Origin of the sequence: Mesorhizobium sp. M7A.F.Ca.CA.001.04.2.1, assembly GCF_003998485.1 — a bacterium.
Taxonomy (GTDB): domain Bacteria; phylum Pseudomonadota; class Alphaproteobacteria; order Rhizobiales; family Rhizobiaceae; genus Mesorhizobium; species Mesorhizobium ciceri.
In genome coordinates, this window is sequence record NZ_RZQT01000113.1 from 1 (window position 1) to 19,208 (window position 19,208).

Consider the following 19,208-nt stretch of genomic DNA (forward strand, 5'->3'; position numbering starts at 1 on the left):
ATGCATGTCGTTGTCCCAAAACCGCTGCGCACTTTTGGGCGACATGCATCACGGCGCGAAGATCGACCAGTTCATCATCCTGGCCAGCTTTTCCAGCGCGATCGACCCCAGCTTGGAGTTGCCGTTGGCATTGAGGCCGGGCGACCAGACGGCAAGCGACGCCACGCCCGGCACGATGCCCAATATGCCGCCGCCGACGCCGCTCTTGCCGGGGATGCCGACGCGGAAGGCGAAATCGCCGGAGCCATCATAGTGACCGCAGGTCAGCATCATCGCGCCGATGCGGCGTGCGCGCTCGGCCGACACCACGGAATGCCCGGTCGCCGGGTTCTTGCCGCCATTGGCGAGGAAGCGGCCGGCGAGCGCCAGTTGCCGGCAACTCATGGCGATGGCGCAGTGGTGGAAGTAGACACCCAGCGCCAACTCCGGCGCATGGTGGAGATTGCCGAAGGATTTCATGTAGTTGGCAAGCGCGAAGTTGCGGTAGCCGGTGGCCCGTTCGGACGCCGCGACCTCTCGGTCGATAATGATCGTCTCGTCATCGGCCAGAAACTGGATGAAGCGCAGGATTTCGCCGATCGCTTCACGCGGCTGGTGGCCGGCAAGCAGGATGTCGGAAATGACGATGGCGCCGGCATTGATGAACGGATTGCGCGGAATGCCGTTCTCATGCTCGAGCTGCACGATCGAGTTGAACGGATTGCCTGACGGTTCGCGCCCGACCCGCTGCCACAGCGCGTCGCCGACATTGCCGAGCGCCAGCGTCAGCGTGAACACCTTCGAGATGCTTTGGATCGAAAAGGCCTGTTCGGCGTCACCCGCCATCAGCACGCGGCCGTCATTGGTGACGGCGGCGATGCCGAACTTCTTCGGATCGACCTTGCCCAGCTGCGGAATGTAGGAAGCGACGTCACCGCGATCGGTGCGATCGGCCATTTCGGCCGCGACTTCGGCCAATGCCTGATCAAGGTTGGGGGCCTGATCAAGTTTGGAGGCCTGATCGAGTTTGGAGGCCTGTTCGAGTTCCGGCATGGTGCTACCTCAACCAGCGTTCGATGCGCGCCATTGCCTCGACCATGTCGTCGTGGCTGCCGGCATAGGAGAAACGCATGGTCCGGTGCCCCGCCTGAGTGTCGAAGTCGCGGCCGGGCGTCGCCGCTACATGCGCCTCAGCCAGCATCTTGCGTGCGAAGGCCATGCTGTCATTGGTATGCCTGGTGACGTCACAGAAGGCATAGAAGGCGCCGTCCATGGGCGCCGCCAGCGGAAAGCCGAGTTCCGGCAGGCGTTTCATCAAGAGCTCGCGATTCCAGGCATAGCGGCCTTTTACCGCCTCCAGCTCCTCGGTCGCCCTGAACGCCTCGATCGCGGCGATCTGCGACAATTCCGGCGGCGAGATGTAGAGGCTCTGGGCGACGCGCTCGACCGGCCGCACCAGGTCTTGCGGCAGCACCATCCAGCCGATTCGCCAGCCGGTCATGCAGTAATATTTGGAGAAGGAATTGATCACCGTCACATCGCCGCCATAGGCAAGTGCCGTGGTGTCGGGGGCGGCATAGGCCAGCCGGTGATAGATTTCGTCGGAGATGACGGCGATGCCGAGGTCCTGTGCCGTCCTTACCAGGGCCGCCAGTTCATCGGCTGGTATGACCGCGCCGGTTGGATTGGCGGGACTGGCGAAGAGAACGCCTTTCAGCGGCTTTTCACGATGCGCGGCTTCCAAATGGCCGGCATGCAGGTAGGCGGCGTCGCCGACCTCGATCTCGACCACCTCGATGCCGAGTGCGGCCATGATGTTGCGGTAGGCAGGGTAACCGGGTGCCGCGATGGCGACGCGGTCACCCCGATCGAACATCGCCAGGAAGGCAAGATTGAAGGCGGCCGACGATCCGGTGGTCACCGCGATCCGGCCAGGCTCGATCTCAAGCCCATAGTGATCGGCGTAGTGTCCGGCGATCGCCTTGCGCAAACCTGCCAGTCCGAGCGCGTCGGTGTAGCCGATGCGCCCATCCTGCAGCGCCTTGGCTGCTGCGGCACGAACCAGAACCGGTGCGGGATCGGAGGGTTGGCCGACGGCCATCGAAACAACCGGCACGCCCTGGGACTTCAGCCGGTTTGCCTCTGCCAGAATGTCCATCGCATGGAAGGGCTCGACATTGCCACGGCGTGAGAGCGAAACGACCATTTAACCAGTATTCCCGATGACTGACGGCGCCAGGCACTGGCGCATGTGCCGCACAAATGCCCGATTGATGTGAGGATCACAAGTTGAGGAAGTTTCCGGCGCCGACTTTTCATCTTTCGCCCGCTCGTCTACCAGTGGACACATCATGTTGAGCCGACCCAGATCGACGATTGCCCAGGCAGCGCGCGTCTTCGCGACGCTTTCGCTTGGCGTTGTCGTTGCAATGTCGAGCTCGGTCAGCGCCTTCGCCCAGAACGTGCCGGTGGTGCGCGACGCCGAGATCGAGGCGCTGGTGCGCGATTACGCGCGGCCGATCTTCAGGGCGGCCGGCCTGGCGAATGACGGCATCGACATCGTTCTGGTCAACGACCAGAGTTTCAACGCCTTCGTCACCGGGCGTCGGCTGTTTATCAACACCGGCGCGCTGATGACGGCTGAAACGCCCAACGAGATCATCGGCGTCATCGCGCACGAAGCCGGTCATATTGCCGGCGGCCACCAGCAGAAGCTGCGCGACCAGCTCGAACGAGCCAAGACGATGGCCGTCATCGCGACATTGCTTGGCGCCGGCGCCATTGTCGCCGGTGCCACAACCAGCAGCCGCGGTCTCGCCGGCGCCGGCATGGGCGTGGCTGCCGGCGGCGGCGAAATGGCACAGCGCAGCATCCTCGCCTATCAGCGCACCGAGGAGATGACGGCCGACCGCTCGGCGATCACCTATCTCAACGCCACCGGCCAGTCCGGCATGGGCATGCTGAAGACATTCCGCCGCTTCCAGACCGCACTTTCGCTTTCGGGCGCCCAGGTCGATCCGTATCGGATCAGCCATCCGATGCCGCAGGACCGCATCGCCAATCTCGAAGTGCTGGTGAAACAGGACCCCAATGTCGACAGGCCGGACCCGCCCGCGCTGCAGCAGCGCCATGACATGATGCGGGTGAAGATCGCCGTTTACATGGAAGGCCAGGCGGCCGCGTCCCGGCTGATGCGAAAGATGCAAGGAACCCTCGCCGCCCAGTACGGCGACGCCCAGTCGACCTACCTGTTCGGCAACATCGCCGCCGCCCTCGCCAAGACCAATGCACTGATCAGGGCGCAACCGAAGAATGCCTACTTCCAGGAACTGCGCGGCGACATCCTGATGAAAGCCAACAAACCCAAGGAAGCTGCGGACGCCTATGCCAAGGCGGTCAGCCTCGATTCGGCTCGGTCCGGTCTGCTGCCGGTGTCCGTGGGCCAGGCGCTGATGGCCGTCGGCACGCCCGACTCCCTCAAAAAAGCCGTCGTGCAGATCAACAATGGCCTCGGTCGCGACAAGGAAAATTCAGCCGGATATCGCTATCTGGCGCAGGCCTATGGCGAGTTGGGCGACATACCTGGCGCTGAACTTGCCACCGCCGAAAGCCATTTCTATTCCGGCAACTACAAGGATGCGAAGATTTTCGCCATGCGGGCGCAGCAGCAGATGAAACGCGGCGAGCCGCGCTGGCTTCGCGCCCAGGATATCATAAACTACAAGCCGTCAACCAAGATCAAGTGAACCTTCCGGCCGCGCGCCACGACATAGCCAGACCGGAAAACAGGCAGAAGGAACAGGAACGATGAAAAAGGCACTGCTGCTGGGCACCACGGGGGTTGCGGTCGCTCTGGCCATGCTGGCTTTCGGATTCGTTGCCGGAAACCCGCAGATCGCCAAGGCCGGGACCGCACAGCCGGTCGAGACGGCGGCGGCCGATACCAAGATCGACCGCACCGAGGTCGAAGGCATCATCCGCGACTATTTGTTGAAAAACCCGGAAGTCCTCCTGGAAGTCCAGGATGCGCTTGAGGCCAAGCAGAAGGAAGAGCAGCGCATCGCTCATCTCGGCGTGATCAAGGATGCCAAGGACCAGATTTTCAACTCCGCCTTCGACGGCGTCGTCGGCAATCCGACCGGCAAGGTCACCATCGTCGAGTTCTACGACTATAATTGCGGCTTCTGCAAACGTGCCATCGACGACATGAAGGCGCTGACCAAGACCGATCCGGACCTGCGTTTCGTGCTCAAGGAATTCCCCATCCTCGGACCGGATTCGCAGAAGGCGAGCGTGGTCTCGATGGCCTTCCACCTGATGCACCCGGAAAAGTACGGCGAGTTCCATAATGCGTTGCTCGGCGGTCAGGGACGCGCCACCGAGGCGGCGGCCATGAAGGTCGCGCTGTCGCTCGGCGCCGACGAAGCGGCGCTGCGCGAGAAGATGAAGGACCCGACAATCAACGAGGCCCTCGCCAAGACCTACGATCTTGCCAACAAGCTGGCGATCACCGGAACGCCGTCTTATGTCGTCGGCAACGAGGTGGTGTTCGGGGCGCTCGGGCAGGAAGTGCTGGCTGAAAAGATCGAGGCGGCGAAAGCCGCGCTCTGATCTTGCTCGCCAGCTATCTCTCACTGGCACATTTCCGCCTGTTGTGGACAGTGAAAGAACGCACTTGCGCTCTTTCCGCGGGCGGCTATGCCCATTATAGAGGGCCCAGCGCGCCGGCTTGATGACGGCGCCGGGAAAGGTCGGCTTTTTTGAAAACGGTTTTCGTCCTGAACGGTCCCAATCTCAACGCGCTCGGCAAGCGCGAGCCGGGCATCTATGGCGGCAAGACGCTTGCCGCGATCGCCGACGACTGCAAGCAGGCAGGCACGGCGCTGGGGTTCGAGATCGATTTCCGCCAGTCGAACCATGAGGGCGACCTTGTCGACTGGATTCAGGAAGCCGGCGACAAGGCCGTCGGCATCGTCATCAATCCGGGCGCCTACAGCCACACCTCGATTGCCATCCACGACGCCATCCGCGCCGTCGCACCATTGCCGGTGGCCGAAGTTCATCTTTCCAACATCCATGCGCGGGAACCATTCCGCCACGTCTCCATGGTCGCGCCGGTCGCCGTCGGCATGATCTGTGGCTTTGGGCCGCTCGGCTATACGCTGGCGCTACAGGCGCTGGCCGCACGCCTATGACCGGCCAACAAACAGAAGGCTCGAAAATGTCGATAAAGAAGACCGGTGTTGACCAGCAACTGATCCGCGATCTGGCGGGCATACTGAACGACACCAACCTCACCGAGATCGAGGTTGAACTGGGCGACCTGAAGGTGCGCGTCTCGCGGCAGGCGCCGGCCGTTCATGCAATCGCGGCGCCGCAACCGGCCTATGCGCCGGCAGCAGCGCAGGCTGCCGCCGTTGCCGTGCCTGTGGTGGCGGACCTTTCCAAGAATGCGGTCACCTCACCGATGGTCGGCACGGCCTATTTGGCGCCGTCGCCGGACGCCAAGGCATTCATCGAAGTCGGCCAGAAGGTCAAGGAAGGCCAGACGCTGCTGATCATCGAAGCAATGAAGACGATGAACCAGATCCCCTCGCCACGCGCCGGCACGGTGACCGCGATCCTTTTCGAGGATTCGCAGCCGGTCGAATATGGCATGCCGCTCGTCGTGATCGAGTAGAGCGGGCCTGATGTTTCAGAAGATCCTCATCGCCAATCGCGGCGAAATCGCCCTCCGGGTACTGCGCGCCTGCAAGGAACTCGGCATCCAGACGGTGGTGGTGCATTCGACCGCCGATGCCGACGCCATGCATGTGCGGCTCGCGGACGAGAGCGTCTGCATCGGTCCGCCGCCATCGCGCGACAGCTATCTCAACATCCATCAGATCGTTGCGGCCTGCGAAATCACCGGTGCCGACGCCGTGCATCCGGGCTACGGCTTCCTGTCGGAGAACGCCAAGTTCGCCGACATACTGGCCGCGCACAACATCACCTTCATCGGTCCGTCCGGCGACCATATCCGCATCATGGGCGACAAGATCGAGGCCAAGCGAACCGCCAAGCGCCTCGGCATTCCGGTTGTGCCCGGTTCGGACGGTGCCGTCACCGACCAAAAGGAAGCCAGGCGCATTGCCGCCGAGATCGGCTATCCCGTGATCATCAAGGCATCGGCCGGTGGTGGCGGGCGCGGTATGAAGGTAGCGCTTACCGAGGCCGACCTTGAGGTCGCCTTGCAAACGGCGAGCACGGAAGCCGGTGCGGCCTTCGGCGACGATGCGGTCTACATCGAGAAATACCTGGAAAAGCCGCGCCATATCGAGGTGCAGGTGTTCGGCGACGGCTTTGGCCGCGGCGTGCATTTCGGCGAGCGCGACTGTTCCTTGCAGCGCCGCCACCAGAAAGTCTGGGAAGAGGCGCCCTCGCCGGCCCTCAATGCCGAAGAGCGCGCCCGTATCGGCGGCATCTGCGCCAAGGCGATCGCCGACCTCGGCTATTCCGGCGCCGGCACGATCGAGTTCCTCTACGAAAATGGCGAGTTCTATTTCATCGAGATGAACACGCGCCTGCAGGTCGAGCATCCGGTGACGGAAGCGATCACCGGCATCGATCTCGTGCATGAGCAGATCCGCGTCGCTTCCGGCGGCGGCCTCTCGGTGAAGCAGGAGGACATCAAGTTCAACGGCCACGCCATCGAATGCCGCATCAACGCCGAGGACCCACGCACCTTCACCCCCTCGCCCGGTACGATCACCCATTTCCACACACCGGGTGGTCTGGGCATCCGCGTCGATTCCGGCGTCTATTCCGGCTACAAGATCCCGCCCTATTACGACAGCCTGATCGGCAAGCTGATTGTACATGGGCGTAACCGCGTCGAGTGCATGATGCGCCTGCGCCGCGCCCTGGACGAGTTCGTCGTCGACGGTATCAAGACGACGCTGCCGCTGTTTCGCGATCTCGTCGGCAATGCCGACATCGCCAATGGCGATTATGACATCCACTGGCTGGAAAAATCCCTGGCCAAGGAAGAGTAGCGCGGAGACGCGATGACCCGCCCCTACGCGCCCGGCTATCGCATCCCCACCGACCTGCTGCTCAAGGCCTACGCCTCGGGCGTCTTCCCAATGGCAGAAAGTGCCGGCGACCCGGAGGTGTTCTGGGTGCGGCCGGAGACACGTGGCATCATCCCGCTTGACGGCTTTCACACGCCGAAAAGTCTCTGGAAAACGATCAAGAAACATCCCTTCGACATCCGTTTCGATTTCGATTTCGAGGCGACCATCGACGGCTGCGCCGAAAAGCGCGCGGAGCGGCGCTCGACCTGGATCAATGCGCCGATCCGCGAAGCCTATATCGAGTTGCATCGGATAGGCCATTGTCATTCGGTCGAAGCGTGGCGTGAGGACCGGCTGGTCGGCGGCCTCTATGGCGTGTCGCTCGGCCGGGTGTTTTTTGGCGAGAGCATGTTCGCCAGAGAGACGGACGCTTCCAAGACCTGCCTCTTCTACCTCGTCGAGCGCTTGAAGGCGCGGGGCTTTGCTCTGCTTGATACGCAGTTCACCACCGAGCACCTCAAGCGGTTCGGCGCGGTCGACGTGCCGCGCGGCAAGTATGAGAAGATGCTCGCCGATGCGTTGAAGGGCGAGGCAATATTCTATCCCTGAGGATTGAGCCTACTTCCCGGTAGCGGCTTCCAATGGCGTCTGCGAATGGAACATCATCTTCCAGCCGTTGGCGCGATGGACGTAGCCGGTGCTGACCAGCGCGGCATAAGCCTCGCCATTCTCCCGTGTCGCACGCGCCTCGTAAGTCAGCATGATGATGTCGCTGCCCGGCTCGATAATGCCCTTGAGATCCATCTGCAGGTTGCGCCAGCGGTTGGGCTTGGCCGCGGTCTTGGCCAGATCCGCATTGTCCATCGCCTGTGCCATCTGCGGAAATGCCACCAGGCATTCGGTGTCGGCGTTGGCCGCGTAGTAGGCGGAGTCGCCCGTCCAGAATCCCTTTTCGAGTTCCAGCAATTCGGCCTTGCTAGCCGTGATCCGTTTGCTGTCTGACATCGGAAGATCCTCCTTGCGCATGAATGTGCGCTCGTCCGTGGCCCAACGCATTGTGGCCAGGACGGTTCCGGGGGATCAGTTGGTGTCGGTAGTATCGGGTTCCGAAGCGTCCGGCTCCGTCACATCAGGCGTTGTGACGTCCGGAGTGGTCGCGGCTTCCGGTTTGGCTGCGGCGGGCTTGGGAGCCTCCGCTTTGGTTGCGTCAGCCTTGGCTCCGTCGGGCGCCGGCACATCCGACTTCTGCTTGCAGGCCTTCAGCCAGACGTCGTAGACGGCATGCTCGACGGCGTTGAGGCCGGGGCTTTCGGCAAACATCCAGCCGGTGAAGATGCGGCGGATCTTGCGGTCGAGCGTGATCTCGTCGACCTCGACGAAGGAATCGGTCTTCGGCGCCTCCGCCTGCGGCCGCGAATAGCAGACGCGCGGCGTCACCTGCAAAGCGCCGAACTGCACCGTCTCGTCGATATAGACATCGAAGGTGATGATCCGGCCGGTGATCTTGTCGATACCGGCAAACTCGGCAACGGCATTGGTAACCCGGTCCGCTCCCGCGGGCGGCGCCGGCGCGGGTGCCGCGGGCTCAGGCGAAGCGGCGAAGGCCACGGTGCTGACGGCAAGACCGGCGGCTAGCGCCAGACTGGCCGATATTGAGTAAGAAAAGCTCATGCAAAGATACCGGTGGTTCGCGCCCGGGTGATTCTGTCGATCGCCAAGGCTAGTCGCCGTTTTCTGATCAGCAAGCAGCTAAACACCAATTGTGGCGATAAAGGACCGGCTTGCACCCTGTCGCTACGACCCGGGTGTCCAGGCATCGTAGTCGCCGGTGACCTGCGGGCGATGCTGATTGGTGAGCACCGAGCCCTTCGGGCGATAGGCCGCCGGGCTGCCGGTCAGATTGGGCTGATGCGGCTTCTGCCAGTCGCGTGGCTTGTAGTCCTCGCTGGACGGCGCGACGTCGACACGGTGGTGCATCCAGCCGTGCCAGCCGGGCGGTATCGCCGAAGCTTCCGAATAATTGCGGTAGATGACCCAGCGGCGCGTGCGGCCTTCCGAATCGATGCCGCCTTCGTAGTAAAAATTGCCGGTCTCGTCCTGGCCGACCTTCTTGCCATACCGCCACGTGTGCAGGCGGGTTCCTATCGTCTGGCTGTTCCACCAGGTGAAAAACTGCGTAAGGAAAGTCTTCATTTCAAAACCCTCGCGCCAGCAGCGCCCGTTTCCTGCTTATGGCGTCAGGCCTTGCCGAAGGCAAGGGTTTTGCCACGGCGTGTGCGCAAATGGCTTTCCCGAAACCCCACACAAGCCTGTGATCCTGCCGGTGGCTGCATGCACGCTTGCCAAGCCTTTGCGGTGTTTCTAAAGCTCTGCGCGCCCATGCTTGTATCCAGCCCGGCTTGAGGCCAAAGGAGGTGACGATTGGCCACGGAATTGCCGACCACCGACATGCGCATCAGCGCCGAGGCGATTCGCCACCGCAAGGGCGGCACGCCGATCGTTTGCCTGACCGCCTATACCTATCCCATCGCCCGTCTGCTTGATCACCATGTCGATCTGCTTCTGGTCGGTGACAGTGTCGCCATGGTCCTCCATGGCCACAAGACGACACTGGGTGCCTCCCTGGAGATGATGATCGCGCATGGGCAAGCCGTGATGCGCGGCTCGGCCAGTGCCTGCGTCGTCGTCGACCTGCCGGCTGGCAGCTATGAGGTCACGGCAGCACTTGCCGTCGCCTCGGCGCGGCGGGTCGTCGACGAAACCGGCTGCCAGGCGGTGAAGCTCGAAGGCGGCGTCGACATGGTTAGCCAGATCGCGGCCATCGTCGCCGCCGGCATTCCGGTCATGGGGCATATCGGCCTGCAGCCGCAATCGGTCGAGAAGGACGGCGGCTACAAGATCAAAGGCCGCACCGAGGAGGCTGTTGCGGCATTGCTTCGCGATGCGCTCGCCGTCGAGAACGCCGGGGCTTTCTCGGTGGTCATCGAAGGCACGGTCGAGAGGGTCGCCGCCGATATCAGCCGCCGCCTCGCCATCCCAACCATCGGCATCGGCGCCAGCGGCGACTGCGACGGCCAGATCCTGGTCATCGACGACATGGTCGGGCTGACCGTCGATCGCGTGCCGAAATTCGTCAAGGAATACGCCGACCTGCGCAGCGTGATCTCGCATGCCGCAAAGAGCTATGCAGCAGAAGTGCGAAACCGGACATTCCCGGGCCCCGGCCATGTCTTTTCGGCGACAAACAGCAGGGATGACGCATGAGCCAACCCGTCGTCGTCGACAGCGTTGCCGCACTTCGCACGCAAATCCATGACTGGCGCCGTGACGGCCTTCGTGTCGCCATGGTGCCGACTATGGGCGCTTTGCACGACGGGCACATCTCGCTGGTCAGGATCGCACTCGAAAAAGCCGAGCGCTGCGTCGTGTCGATCTTCGTCAACCCGACACAGTTCGCGCCGAGCGAAGACCTCGACAAGTACCCGCGCCAACTCGCCCGCGATCTCGATCGGCTCGGCGCGGCAAAGGCCGACCTTGCTTTCACACCGACGGTTGGCGAGATGTATCCCGCCGGCTTCGCCACGAAAATCTCGGTCGGCGGCCCCTCCGCCGGGCTCGAATCGGACTTTCGGCCGACCTTTTTCGAAGGCGTCGCCACCGTCGTGGCAAAGCTCCTCCTGCAGGCAACGCCCGACTTTGCGGTCTTCGGCGAGAAGGACTACCAGCAGCTTTGCGTGGTGAGACAGCTCTGCGGCGATCTCGACCTGCCCGTCGACATCGTCGGCGCCCCGACGATACGCGACGCGCATGGTCTCGCCATGTCGTCACGCAACGCCTATCTCGATGAGGCCGAACTGAAGGTCGCCCGCCAACTCAACGTGATATTGCGCAAAACGGCAGTGGCCCTGGCGGCAGGCGCCCACCAAAACGACGCAACCGAAGAGGCTATCCGCGACCTCATCGCCGCCGGTTTCCAGAAGGTCGACTATGTCGAGGCACGCGAAAGCCTGACGCTTGCGCCATGGCGTCGAAACCGCGAAGGGCGTCTTCTCGCAGCAGCATGGCTCGGCAAAACCAGGCTAATCGACAATGTGGGGGTTCCCGCTGCCTAGCGAAGGCTCGATCCTCCGCGGCGGATTGCTGCCGCGCCTAGCTCTCGCTCTTTTGCCGGCCGGCCCTGACGATCAGGTGTCCCGCGACGATCCCAACCACCCCGGCAAAGGCTTTCACCAATGCATCGATGAGGCGTGCATGGCGACCGGGATCAATGAGCTGAAGCAGTTCCAGCATGCCGGCGATCACAGCCACAAAGATCACCACTTGATACAGTCGGTTGGGGAAGCCGACCGCCAGGGCGAAGCCCAGCAGGACATAAGCCATGGCACGCTCGACATTTGCTTCAGCGAGATGCGGCCGCATCTGGATCGGCGACAAGGTCGCGAAAATGATGATGGCGAGCAGCGCCAGCGCCGCAGTGCGGAACAATTTGGTCATGGCCCTTGCATATCCGTGGTGAGCCGGCACGGCAAACGCCGCGATGACGCATGGCCGGATCGCGGCCGCCATTGCTGCCCGCCAGTGGCCTTCGCCCAACTATTCCTCCGTCGGCATATGCAGATACATCGACTGGATGCCGACACGGCCCGGTCCGGTGAATCGGTTGACGATGAAATTCATGTTGGCGCCGAAGAAGCCGCTCGACAGGCGATCGATCTTGGTCTCCATCCTGACCGAGGCATCCTTGAACAGCCAGCCGCCTGGTTCGATGTCGATGGTTTCGCCGGCGGCGAGCGTCTTTTCGAAGACGTTGCCATAGCCGTGCAGCCAGACGATGCATCGCCCGAATCACCGCGAAAGCGGTCGATGAAAAAGCCGCTCTGGCCGAACAGCATCGTCGCCAGGCCGCGCACCCGTTCGAAGGTGTAGTCGACATTGCCGGTGGCGGCGAGAAACTGGTGCTCGCGCACCTGGATCTCTTCGCCGTGCCTGAGATGGATCGGCACGATGTGGCCAGGCCCATCGCGGCTGAAGGCAACGATGCCCGCCCCCGACGCCTCGGTGACGAAGATCTGCATGCCGGCCATCATCCGCTTCAGCGCGCCCTTCAGCGATTTCAGGCCGATGGTGATGGTGGAATTCTTCCACAAAAGGATGTGGTGCTCGAAATAGACCGGCATGCGCGTGACATCGACCGAAAGCACCGGCACCAGCTCGCCCGCTATATGATAGGTGACGCCGCCAAAGGTCTCGTCCGACACCTGTGTCGGCATCAGTTCCGGCAAGCTTGGCATGACGATTCCCCAAGCTGCCTCGCATGCCACCGGTCAAACACCGATCATGGCTGGGGTCAGCGGCCACAGCTTTGCGCTCGATATTTGCGCCGTCAAATGAAAGCCGTGCGCTCGAGGGTCCACTCGCAACAACGTGATGCAATCGCGCGATCATCGAGCGCTCAGGCGGTCAGCATCCGCTCAAGAATCAACGCAGCAATACCGGACTGCGCCGGCCCATAATTGTCGGCCCGGCCAATCTCGGCAAAGCCGTTGGCCAGATAGAAGGCGACCGCACGCTTGTTCTGCTCCACGACCTCGATGCGTAGAGAGCGGGCTTCCGGAAAATTCTCGATCACCTCATCGAGCAACATCCCGCCGATGCCCCGGCCTTGCAGGTCGGGTGCGACATGGAGCTGTTGCAGGTCGACCACGGTGCCGCCTTCGACGCTTTCGGCATAGGCGACGCCGCCGATGCGCTTGCCGTCGTCGGCGACCAGGAATTCGGCATTCGGCCGCTCAAGGCTAGCTCTCAATTTCGCCGGCGAACACCAATCCTCGATGACCCGGTCGATCCGATCAGGGCCATAGACCGCGTCATAGGTCGTGTGCCAGGTTTCGACCAGCAGCGCCCGGATGGCCGTCAGATCACGTTCACCTGCGGTGCGGACAAACACCGCGCTACTCGATGCCCAGCTTGGTCTTGACGAGGTCGTTGACCGCTTGTGGATTGGCCTTGCCGCCGGTCACCTTCATCACCTGGCCAACGAACCAACCGGCCATGCTCGGCTTGGCGCGCGCCTGTTCGACCTTGTCGGGGTTGGCTGCGATCACCTCGTCTACGGCCTTCTCGATGGCGCCGGTGTCGGTGACCTGCTTCATGCCACGGCTCTCGACCAGCTGGCGCGGATCGCCGCCCTCATTCCAGACGATCTCGAACAGGTCCTTGGCGATCTTGCCGGAAATGGTGCCGTCCTTGATCAGATCGATGACCGCGCCAAGCTGCTCGGGAGAAACCGGAGCGTTTTCAATGTCTTTTCCGGCCTTGTTCAATTGCCCGAGCAGATCGTTGATGACCCAGTTGGCGGCGAGCTTGCCGTCGCGGCCGGCGGCCACCTTCTCGAAATAGTCGGCGATCGGCTTTTCCGAAACCAGGATCGAGGCGTCATAGACCGACAGGCCGAGCGACGCGATCAGCCGCGCCTTCTTGTCGTCTGGCAGTTCCGGCAATTCCTTGGCCAGCGCATCGACATAGGCCTGGTCGAATTCCAGCGGCAAGAGGTCCGGATCGGGGAAGTAGCGGTAATCATGCGCCTCTTCCTTGGAGCGCATCGAACGCGTCTCGCCCTTGACGGCGTCGAACAGCCGCGTCTCCTGGTCGATCTTGCCGCCATCCTCGAGAATGGCGATCTGCCGGCGCGCCTCGAAGTCGATGGCCTGGCCGATGAAGCGGATCGAGTTGACGTTCTTGATCTCGCAGCGCGTGCCGAACTCGCCGCCCGGCTTGCGCACCGAAACGTTGACGTCGGCGCGCATCGAACCTTCGTCCATGTTGCCGTCGCAGGTGCCGAGATAGCGCACGATGGTGCGCAGCTTGGTGACATAAGCCTTGGCTTCGTCGGCCGAGCGCATGTCGGGCTTGGAGACGATCTCCATCAGCGCCACGCCGGAGCGGTTGAGGTCGACATAGGACATGGTCACATGCTGGTCGTGCATCGACTTTCCGGCATCCTGCTCCAGATGCAGCCGCTCGATGCCGACCTCGATGTCCTCGAATTCGCCCTGACGATCGGGGCCAACGGAAACGATCACCGTGCCCTCGCCGACGATCGGCTGCTTGAACTGCGAGATCTGGTAGCCCTGCGGCAGGTCTGGATAGAAGTAGTTCTTCCGATCGAAGACCGACTTGTGGTTGATCTGCGCTTTCAGCCCAAGGCCGGTGCGGATCGCCTGCTTGACGCATTCCTCGTTGATGACCGGCAGCATGCCGGGCATCGCCGCATCGACCAGGCTGACATTGGCGTTGGGCGCCGCGCCGAAAGCGGTCGAGGCGCCGGAAAACAGCTTTGCTTCCGATGTAATCTGGGCATGGACCTCGAGGCCGATGATGATCTCCCAGTCGCCGGTGGCACCGGAAACAAGGCGCTTGGCGTCGGGCGTGCGGGTGTCGATGAGGGACATGGTGGCCTGCGTATTGGAACTGCGGATAATGCGTTTCGCACACTTTGGTGTGCAACTTCGCTAGTGCAAACCGCCAAAAGAGACAAGCGCCCAAAAAACACAAGCGCAAAGCCGCGGACTGGCCTTTTCAGCTGCGTTCGCCTATAGGAGGTCCATTCCAATGGAGAGTGGATGTCCACTTACGCTCAGTCCCGGTAAGGCCCTGACCTCCTGGCGAGGCAGGGCAGAAAACCTGAAACCCCGTGCCGCGAAGCTTCGCGGCGGCGGCATTTTTTGTTTTCCCGGAAAACTCTCACATGGATATTTCGCGCAGCGCATGACCCCGAAAATCGGTATCGATTTTCGGAAAGGATCATGCGCCAGATCATAAGTGCCACAGCGTCCTTTGCGCGTCCAAGAGGACGCGCGGCGCTGTGGAAACAGCGCATCCTGCACCTGCTCGCGCAGGGCGGACGCATTGAAATCGAAAAGAACGAGAAGAAACGGATCGCCTCCGTCAAATGCCTGACCCGCGACGGCTGGCATTATCCGGGCGTCGATCTCGAGCTGTTTCGAAAACTGAAGCGGAAGAAGGCTGTTTCTTCGTCTGACGGTGGACCCTACCGCATCACCCGGCGCGGGCTCGCACTCGTCCGCTCCGAACTCGACAACAGGTAACCACGGCTCCGCCGGTCGGTTCTCCGGCCGGCGGTTCGCCTCACCGCTCAGGCGGTGGCGATGTAGGCTCTGATCTCGTCGGCCTCGCGCTCGACATCCTCGATGCGGCGCTTGACCACGTCGCCAATGGACACGATGCCATCGAGCATGCCGTCCTTTTCCACCGGCAGATGGCGGAAGCGGCCTCGGGTCATGATCTCCATCACCTCGTTGACGGTGTGGTTTTCGTTGCAGATCTTCACTTTCGGCGTCATCGCCGAACGCACGGGGATATCGAGCGCGGCTCCACCTTCGCGGGCGACAACCCGGACGATGTCGCGCTCTGACAGGATGCCGACGATCTTGCGATCGCCATTGGTGATGACCAGCGCCCCGATCTTGTGCTCTGCCAGGATACGGATGGCTTCGCTAAGCTTTTCGTTCGGCCCGAGCGTCAACACGTCATGGCCTTTTCTCTCGAGAATTGCCTTAACCGTCATGGCGTCCTCCTCTGCTTTGCCTGCCGGTTCCTGCCCTGACCGGCCTTCACGTAAGAGTGAACATCGTGCGCCGTGATCGGTTGCATTTCAAGTGTGGTGGTCGGCCGTCTCCCATTCGGGCGCCTGCCATCTCCTGTCGAACCAGCGCAGGCCGAAGAAGCCGGCGACAAAGCCGCCAATATGGGCCTCCCAGGCGATCTGGCCGTCTACCCCCGGGGCGAAACCGAGCAGGCCGGTGGCGAGATTGATGACCATCCACATGGCAAGGAAAATCACGACACCGCGCAAGCGCAACACGAATGCGATCGGCAGCACCGGGCCGGCGAAGGCGGCCTTGCCGGCCGAACGATCGGTGCGGAAGCCAAAACGCGCCGCAGCCCCCATCATGCCTGATATCGCACCGGAAGCCCCGACCAGCGGCGCCTCACCGTAAGGATGCAGTGCCCAGAAAAGCGCGACCGAAGCCAGCCCGGTTGCGGCAAAGAACAGCGCGAACCACAGCGTTCCCAGACGGTTTGCCAATGGTGAACCAAACGCGGCGAGCCACACCATGTTGATGGCGATATGGGCAAAGCCGCCATGCATGAACGCGTAGGTGAAGGGCCGCGAAAACAGGAACCAGTCGAAGCCGTATTGCCCGGTGTAGAGAACGGGGATGAAGGCCCCGTCATACAGCAATGTCATCTGCTGGGATTCGCTCAACACATATTGCTGCAACAGATAGACGACGATGCAGATGCCGATCACCGCCAGCACGACGGGCGGCAGGTTGAACACCGGCTCGCGCCGCGGCTCGGGCGCGCCCTCGACCGGGTCGGCTTCCGAGGGAATTACCGGTTCACTCATTTGAAATTGCACTCACTGCGGGATTCCAGGTTCGAGCATCTAGATTAACGCGGACCGAACAGCAAACCGCGAATCATCTGGCGCGAATCAAAAAAGAAGCCGTTCAAGGTTTCCCTTGAACGGCCGGTCGAGCCCCCTGCTCCCCTAAAACTCTGACTGAAGTGCTGCCGATCGTCGCGAAACGACCGCTTCTGGAGTGGTTTTTGTGTGCCACGGGGCTCGCTCAGACGCAACGTAAACCACTTGTTAACCTTAACGGCCCCGACCCGTGAACAAGTGTTAACGACGCTGGCACGCTTCCTGCTCCGCAACGCATGTAGGTCCTCGGAGGGCGCCCTTCTGTTCACCGATGGGACATCAGACGACAGATTGCGCGGAGCAGCATAGCATGAACCAGAATGGATCGATCACGCTGTTCCAATATTGGAACCGCCTGCGTGATGGACGCCCCGCCCCGAAGCGTTCGGAGGTCGAACCGGCCGACATCAAGTCGCTGCTGGCCGACACCTTTATCCTGGAACGTGACACGCGCGGACAGGCCGTATTCCGGCTGGCCGGCACAAGGCTTTGCGCCTGCTACGGCCGCGAGCTCAAGGGGTTTTCCTTTCCATCGCTGTGGCGCGAGAAGGACCAGCGGCTCGTCTCGCGCCTGATCCATGGCGTGTTCGAGCAGAAATCGGTCGTGCTCATCAGCTATGAGGGCTTCAGCCGCAACGGGCGCTCCAATAAGTTCGAACTGCTTGCCCTGCCGCTGGACGGCGGCGTCGAAAATCCGCGCTGCCTGGGCGTCATCAGCGCCGTGGAGAAACCCTTCTGGCTGGGTGCCGATCCGATCACCGATGCGTTGATCGATTCAATCCGCGTCATAGATCCGGAGAAGGAGCTTCTGAACAATCGCCCGGCGATCGATGTTCCCTCGCTTGTTCCCGATGAACTTGGGGCACCCGAGACGATCTCGGCGCTCGGCCGGGTGCGTCGCATCCGTCATCTCGTCGTCTTCGATGGCGGGCGCGAGGAATAGTCCGCTGTTTTTTGAGACCTGATGCACGTCGCCCAAAACTGCGCGGCGGTTTTGGCACCACGGCCAGCAAAAAGGAAAACGCTGGAGCGCCCGCTTTTCCCCTTTGTTAACCCGCTTTGTTGTACTTCTGTGATGAAGTTCCTCGCATCGGCGCGCGGGATGCCAAACGGGGTGTAGGCAGTCATGAGGTCAGCGGCGGTCGACTATGCGCCGTCCCAAGCTGAAAGGCGAAACTTTCAGCGCGTCCGGGTTAAAATTTACGGACGCTTCATGCTGGAAGACCGCACCGAACATCCCTGCCAGGTCGTCGACATGTCACCGGGCAATGTCGCGTTTCGCACCGACCGCATCGGCATGCCCGGCGAAAAAATCATCGCCTACATCGATCATATCGGCCGCATCGAAGGCGTCGTCACACGCACCCTGCAGGACGGTTTCGCGATGACCGTCATTGCGTCGGATCGCAAGAAGGACAAGCTGGCCGCGCAATTGACCTGGCTGGCCAACAAGCATGAACTCGACCTGCCGGAAGATCGCCGCCACGAGCGCGTCGCACCGCGCAATCCGACAAGCGTGCTGCAGCTCACCGACGGCCGCCAGTACCAGTGCCGCATCATCGACCTTTCGCTCTCCGGCGCCGCTGTCGAAATCGACGTCAAACCGGCGATCGGCATCCAGGTCATGCTTGGCACCATGCGCGGGCAGGTCGTGCGTCATTTCGAGGATGGCGTCGCCATCGAATTCGCTGTGATCCAGCGTCCCGAAACGCTTGATTCCGAATTCAACACGCCACGCGCCTGAGCAGGCCCGACAGCAACATTCCAGGAACCGGCCCTTGCGGCCGGTTTTTTGTTTCTGGGAGCTTGTTTCTGGGAGCGCTCCGCGCCCGAGGTGGGAGCCTTCAGATCCAAACGAATTAATACTCAAATGATTCAAATTTTACGTTTATTCTATTGGACTTTTACTCAATATCTACTTCGCGCTTTTGCGTCAAATAAATCCACATGTGGCAATGTCTCCTTCGAACGGGGAGACCACAACAATGAAGAAAACGAGGGGCAAGCTGTTGCTGGCGGCAATGGCGATGCAGCTTTCCGCTTGGGGATCAGCATATGCCGCGGGACCGGCCTATATGCACACCGGCGGACGCACCACCCAGCCTGTTGGTCACTATGAGTTCTGCCAGCGCATTCCCGGCGAATGCAGCGAACGGACCCGCAGGGGTGCGCCGGTCGAACTGACCCGCAAGCTGTGGGCGACGATCGTCAACATCAACAATTCGGTCAACACCCGCATCAAGCCGCGCACCGACATGGAAAACTACGGTGTCGAGGAATATTGGGCCTATCCGGCCAATGGCTATGGCGATTGCGAGGATTACGCGCTGGAAAAGCGCCGCGAGTTGATGGATGCGGGCGTCCCCGCCGGCAATCTGCTGATGACGGTGGCGCGCCAGCCGAATGGCGACGGCCACGCGGTGCTGACCGTGCGCACCAGCCTCGGAGAATTCATCCTCGACAATCTTGAGACCAAGGTCCTGTCCTGGACGGACACCGACTACACCTATCTCAAGCGCCAGTCGGACCAGAATTCCGGCGTTTGGGTGACGATCAATGACGGCCGCTCCGACGCGGTCGCCAGCGTCCGCTGATTTAACAGAGATCAAGCGCGTCGCGTGAATGCGAGGCGCTTCAGGAGAAACCCGGTCGAGTCCCCACCC

General features: G+C 61.9%; 23 protein-coding genes and 1 pseudogene. 12 read left to right on the forward strand and 12 right to left on the reverse strand.

Annotation, left to right across the window (positions count from 1 at the left end):
• Window positions 1-48: 48 nt before the first annotated feature.
• Complete coding sequence (locus tag EN955_RS26490; protein WP_024503886.1) at window positions 49-1,032, reverse strand: glutaminase; 984 nt, start codon at window positions 1,030-1,032, stop codon at window positions 49-51.
• A 4-nt stretch (window positions 1,033-1,036) separates the two neighbouring features.
• The gene (locus tag EN955_RS26495; protein ID WP_024503885.1) at window positions 1,037-2,185 is read right to left on the reverse strand and encodes an aminotransferase class I/II-fold pyridoxal phosphate-dependent enzyme; all 1,149 of its coding nucleotides are present in this window, start codon (window positions 2,183-2,185) and stop codon (window positions 1,037-1,039) included.
• Window positions 2,186-2,330: 145 nt separating this feature from the next.
• On the opposite strand from EN955_RS26495, the gene EN955_RS26500 reads away from it, so the two are divergent.
• The 6 genes from EN955_RS26500 (at window position 2,331) to aat (ending at window position 7,643) form a co-directional block, all read left to right on the forward strand.
• Window positions 2,331-3,725, forward strand: a complete 1,395-nt coding sequence (locus EN955_RS26500; protein WP_024503884.1) for a M48 family metalloprotease — start codon at window positions 2,331-2,333, stop codon at window positions 3,723-3,725.
• 61 nt (window positions 3,726-3,786) lie between these two features.
• Window positions 3,787-4,590 (forward strand): DsbA family protein, encoded by an 804-nt coding sequence (locus EN955_RS26505; RefSeq protein ID WP_013531360.1) that lies wholly within the window; start codon window positions 3,787-3,789, stop codon window positions 4,588-4,590.
• Window positions 4,591-4,739: 149 nt separating this feature from the next.
• Complete coding sequence (gene aroQ, locus EN955_RS26510) at window positions 4,740-5,174, forward strand: type II 3-dehydroquinate dehydratase (protein WP_013531359.1); 435 nt, start codon at window positions 4,740-4,742, stop codon at window positions 5,172-5,174.
• 26 nt (window positions 5,175-5,200) lie between these two features.
• Window positions 5,201-5,659, forward strand: coding sequence for an acetyl-CoA carboxylase biotin carboxyl carrier protein (accB, locus tag EN955_RS26515; RefSeq protein ID WP_013531358.1), 459 nt, complete (start codon window positions 5,201-5,203; stop codon window positions 5,657-5,659).
• Window positions 5,660-5,669: 10 nt separating this feature from the next.
• Window positions 5,670-7,013, forward strand: a complete 1,344-nt coding sequence (gene accC / locus EN955_RS26520; RefSeq protein ID WP_127223481.1) for an acetyl-CoA carboxylase biotin carboxylase subunit — start codon at window positions 5,670-5,672, stop codon at window positions 7,011-7,013.
• A 12-nt stretch (window positions 7,014-7,025) separates the two neighbouring features.
• The gene (aat, locus tag EN955_RS26525) at window positions 7,026-7,643 is read left to right on the forward strand and encodes a leucyl/phenylalanyl-tRNA--protein transferase (RefSeq protein WP_024503883.1); all 618 of its coding nucleotides are present in this window, start codon (window positions 7,026-7,028) and stop codon (window positions 7,641-7,643) included.
• Window positions 7,644-7,652: 9 nt separating this feature from the next.
• On the opposite strand, the gene EN955_RS26530 is transcribed toward aat, so the two are convergent.
• The 3 genes from EN955_RS26530 to EN955_RS26540 form a co-directional block, all read right to left on the reverse strand.
• Window positions 7,653-8,039, reverse strand: coding sequence for a hypothetical protein (locus tag EN955_RS26530; RefSeq protein WP_024503882.1), 387 nt, complete (start codon window positions 8,037-8,039; stop codon window positions 7,653-7,655).
• A 75-nt stretch (window positions 8,040-8,114) separates the two neighbouring features.
• Complete coding sequence (locus EN955_RS26535) at window positions 8,115-8,705, reverse strand: DUF2155 domain-containing protein (RefSeq protein ID WP_013531354.1); 591 nt, start codon at window positions 8,703-8,705, stop codon at window positions 8,115-8,117.
• 123 nt (window positions 8,706-8,828) lie between these two features.
• Complete coding sequence (locus EN955_RS26540) at window positions 8,829-9,227, reverse strand: NADH:ubiquinone oxidoreductase subunit NDUFA12 (RefSeq protein ID WP_013531353.1); 399 nt, start codon at window positions 9,225-9,227, stop codon at window positions 8,829-8,831.
• 255 nt (window positions 9,228-9,482) lie between these two features.
• Here EN955_RS26540 and panB point away from each other — a divergent pair, with 255 nt between their 5' ends.
• Together panB and panC are read left to right on the forward strand one after the other, a co-directional pair.
• Window positions 9,483-10,298 carry a 3-methyl-2-oxobutanoate hydroxymethyltransferase gene (gene panB, locus EN955_RS26545; RefSeq protein WP_196815402.1) on the forward strand — a complete coding sequence of 272 codons (816 nt, stop codon included), beginning with the start codon at window positions 9,483-9,485 and terminating at the stop codon, window positions 10,296-10,298.
• Window positions 10,295-11,146 carry a pantoate--beta-alanine ligase gene (gene panC / locus EN955_RS26550; protein ID WP_024503880.1) on the forward strand — a complete coding sequence of 284 codons (852 nt, stop codon included), beginning with the start codon at window positions 10,295-10,297 and terminating at the stop codon, window positions 11,144-11,146. The genes panB and panC overlap by 4 nt, the downstream gene beginning before the upstream one ends.
• Window positions 11,147-11,183: 37 nt before the next feature.
• Here panC and EN955_RS26555 read toward each other — a convergent pair whose 3' ends face one another.
• From EN955_RS26555 to gatB, 5 genes and pseudogenes are all read right to left on the reverse strand, one after another.
• Window positions 11,184-11,600: a hypothetical protein gene (locus tag EN955_RS26555; protein WP_081714327.1), complete on the reverse strand. Its 417-nt coding sequence runs from the start codon at window positions 11,598-11,600 to the stop codon at window positions 11,184-11,186.
• Window positions 11,601-11,627: 27 nt separating this feature from the next.
• On the reverse strand, window positions 11,628-11,867 hold the full coding sequence (locus tag EN955_RS35585) for an AIM24 family protein (protein WP_348627683.1): 240 nt from the start codon (window positions 11,865-11,867) through the stop codon (window positions 11,628-11,630).
• A 71-nt stretch (window positions 11,868-11,938) separates the two neighbouring features.
• Window positions 11,939-12,325: pseudogene (locus EN955_RS35590) on the reverse strand (AIM24 family protein); the annotation flags it as partial.
• A 161-nt stretch (window positions 12,326-12,486) separates the two neighbouring features.
• Window positions 12,487-12,981 carry a GNAT family N-acetyltransferase gene (locus EN955_RS26565; protein WP_013531348.1) on the reverse strand — a complete coding sequence of 165 codons (495 nt, stop codon included), beginning with the start codon at window positions 12,979-12,981 and terminating at the stop codon, window positions 12,487-12,489.
• A 4-nt stretch (window positions 12,982-12,985) separates the two neighbouring features.
• A complete protein-coding gene (gene gatB, locus EN955_RS26570; protein ID WP_024503878.1) occupies window positions 12,986-14,485 on the reverse strand; it encodes an Asp-tRNA(Asn)/Glu-tRNA(Gln) amidotransferase subunit GatB in 1,500 nt (499 codons plus the stop codon).
• A gap of 354 nt (window positions 14,486-14,839) precedes the next feature.
• On the opposite strand from gatB, the gene EN955_RS26580 reads away from it, so the two are divergent.
• The gene (locus EN955_RS26580) at window positions 14,840-15,142 is read left to right on the forward strand and encodes a YjhX family toxin (RefSeq protein ID WP_013531345.1); all 303 of its coding nucleotides are present in this window, start codon (window positions 14,840-14,842) and stop codon (window positions 15,140-15,142) included.
• Between the two features lie 47 nt (window positions 15,143-15,189).
• On the opposite strand, the gene EN955_RS26585 is transcribed toward EN955_RS26580, so the two are convergent.
• Window positions 15,190-15,621, reverse strand: coding sequence for a CBS domain-containing protein (locus EN955_RS26585; protein ID WP_013531344.1), 432 nt, complete (start codon window positions 15,619-15,621; stop codon window positions 15,190-15,192).
• Between the two features lie 87 nt (window positions 15,622-15,708).
• Entirely contained in the window at window positions 15,709-16,467 is a 759-nt protein-coding gene (locus EN955_RS26590) for a rhomboid family intramembrane serine protease (protein WP_024503877.1), read from the reverse strand.
• Window positions 16,468-16,855: 388 nt separating this feature from the next.
• Here EN955_RS26590 and EN955_RS26595 point away from each other — a divergent pair, with 388 nt between their 5' ends.
• The 3 genes from EN955_RS26595 (at window position 16,856) to EN955_RS26605 (ending at window position 19,139) form a co-directional block, all read left to right on the forward strand.
• Window positions 16,856-17,488 (forward strand): PAS domain-containing protein, encoded by a 633-nt coding sequence (locus EN955_RS26595; protein WP_024503876.1) that lies wholly within the window; start codon window positions 16,856-16,858, stop codon window positions 17,486-17,488.
• Between the two features lie 183 nt (window positions 17,489-17,671).
• Window positions 17,672-18,289 (forward strand): PilZ domain-containing protein, encoded by a 618-nt coding sequence (locus EN955_RS26600; protein ID WP_013531341.1) that lies wholly within the window; start codon window positions 17,672-17,674, stop codon window positions 18,287-18,289.
• A gap of 241 nt (window positions 18,290-18,530) precedes the next feature.
• Window positions 18,531-19,139, forward strand: coding sequence for a transglutaminase-like cysteine peptidase (locus EN955_RS26605; protein WP_013531340.1), 609 nt, complete (start codon window positions 18,531-18,533; stop codon window positions 19,137-19,139).
• The last annotated feature ends 69 nt before the right edge of the window (window positions 19,140-19,208 follow it).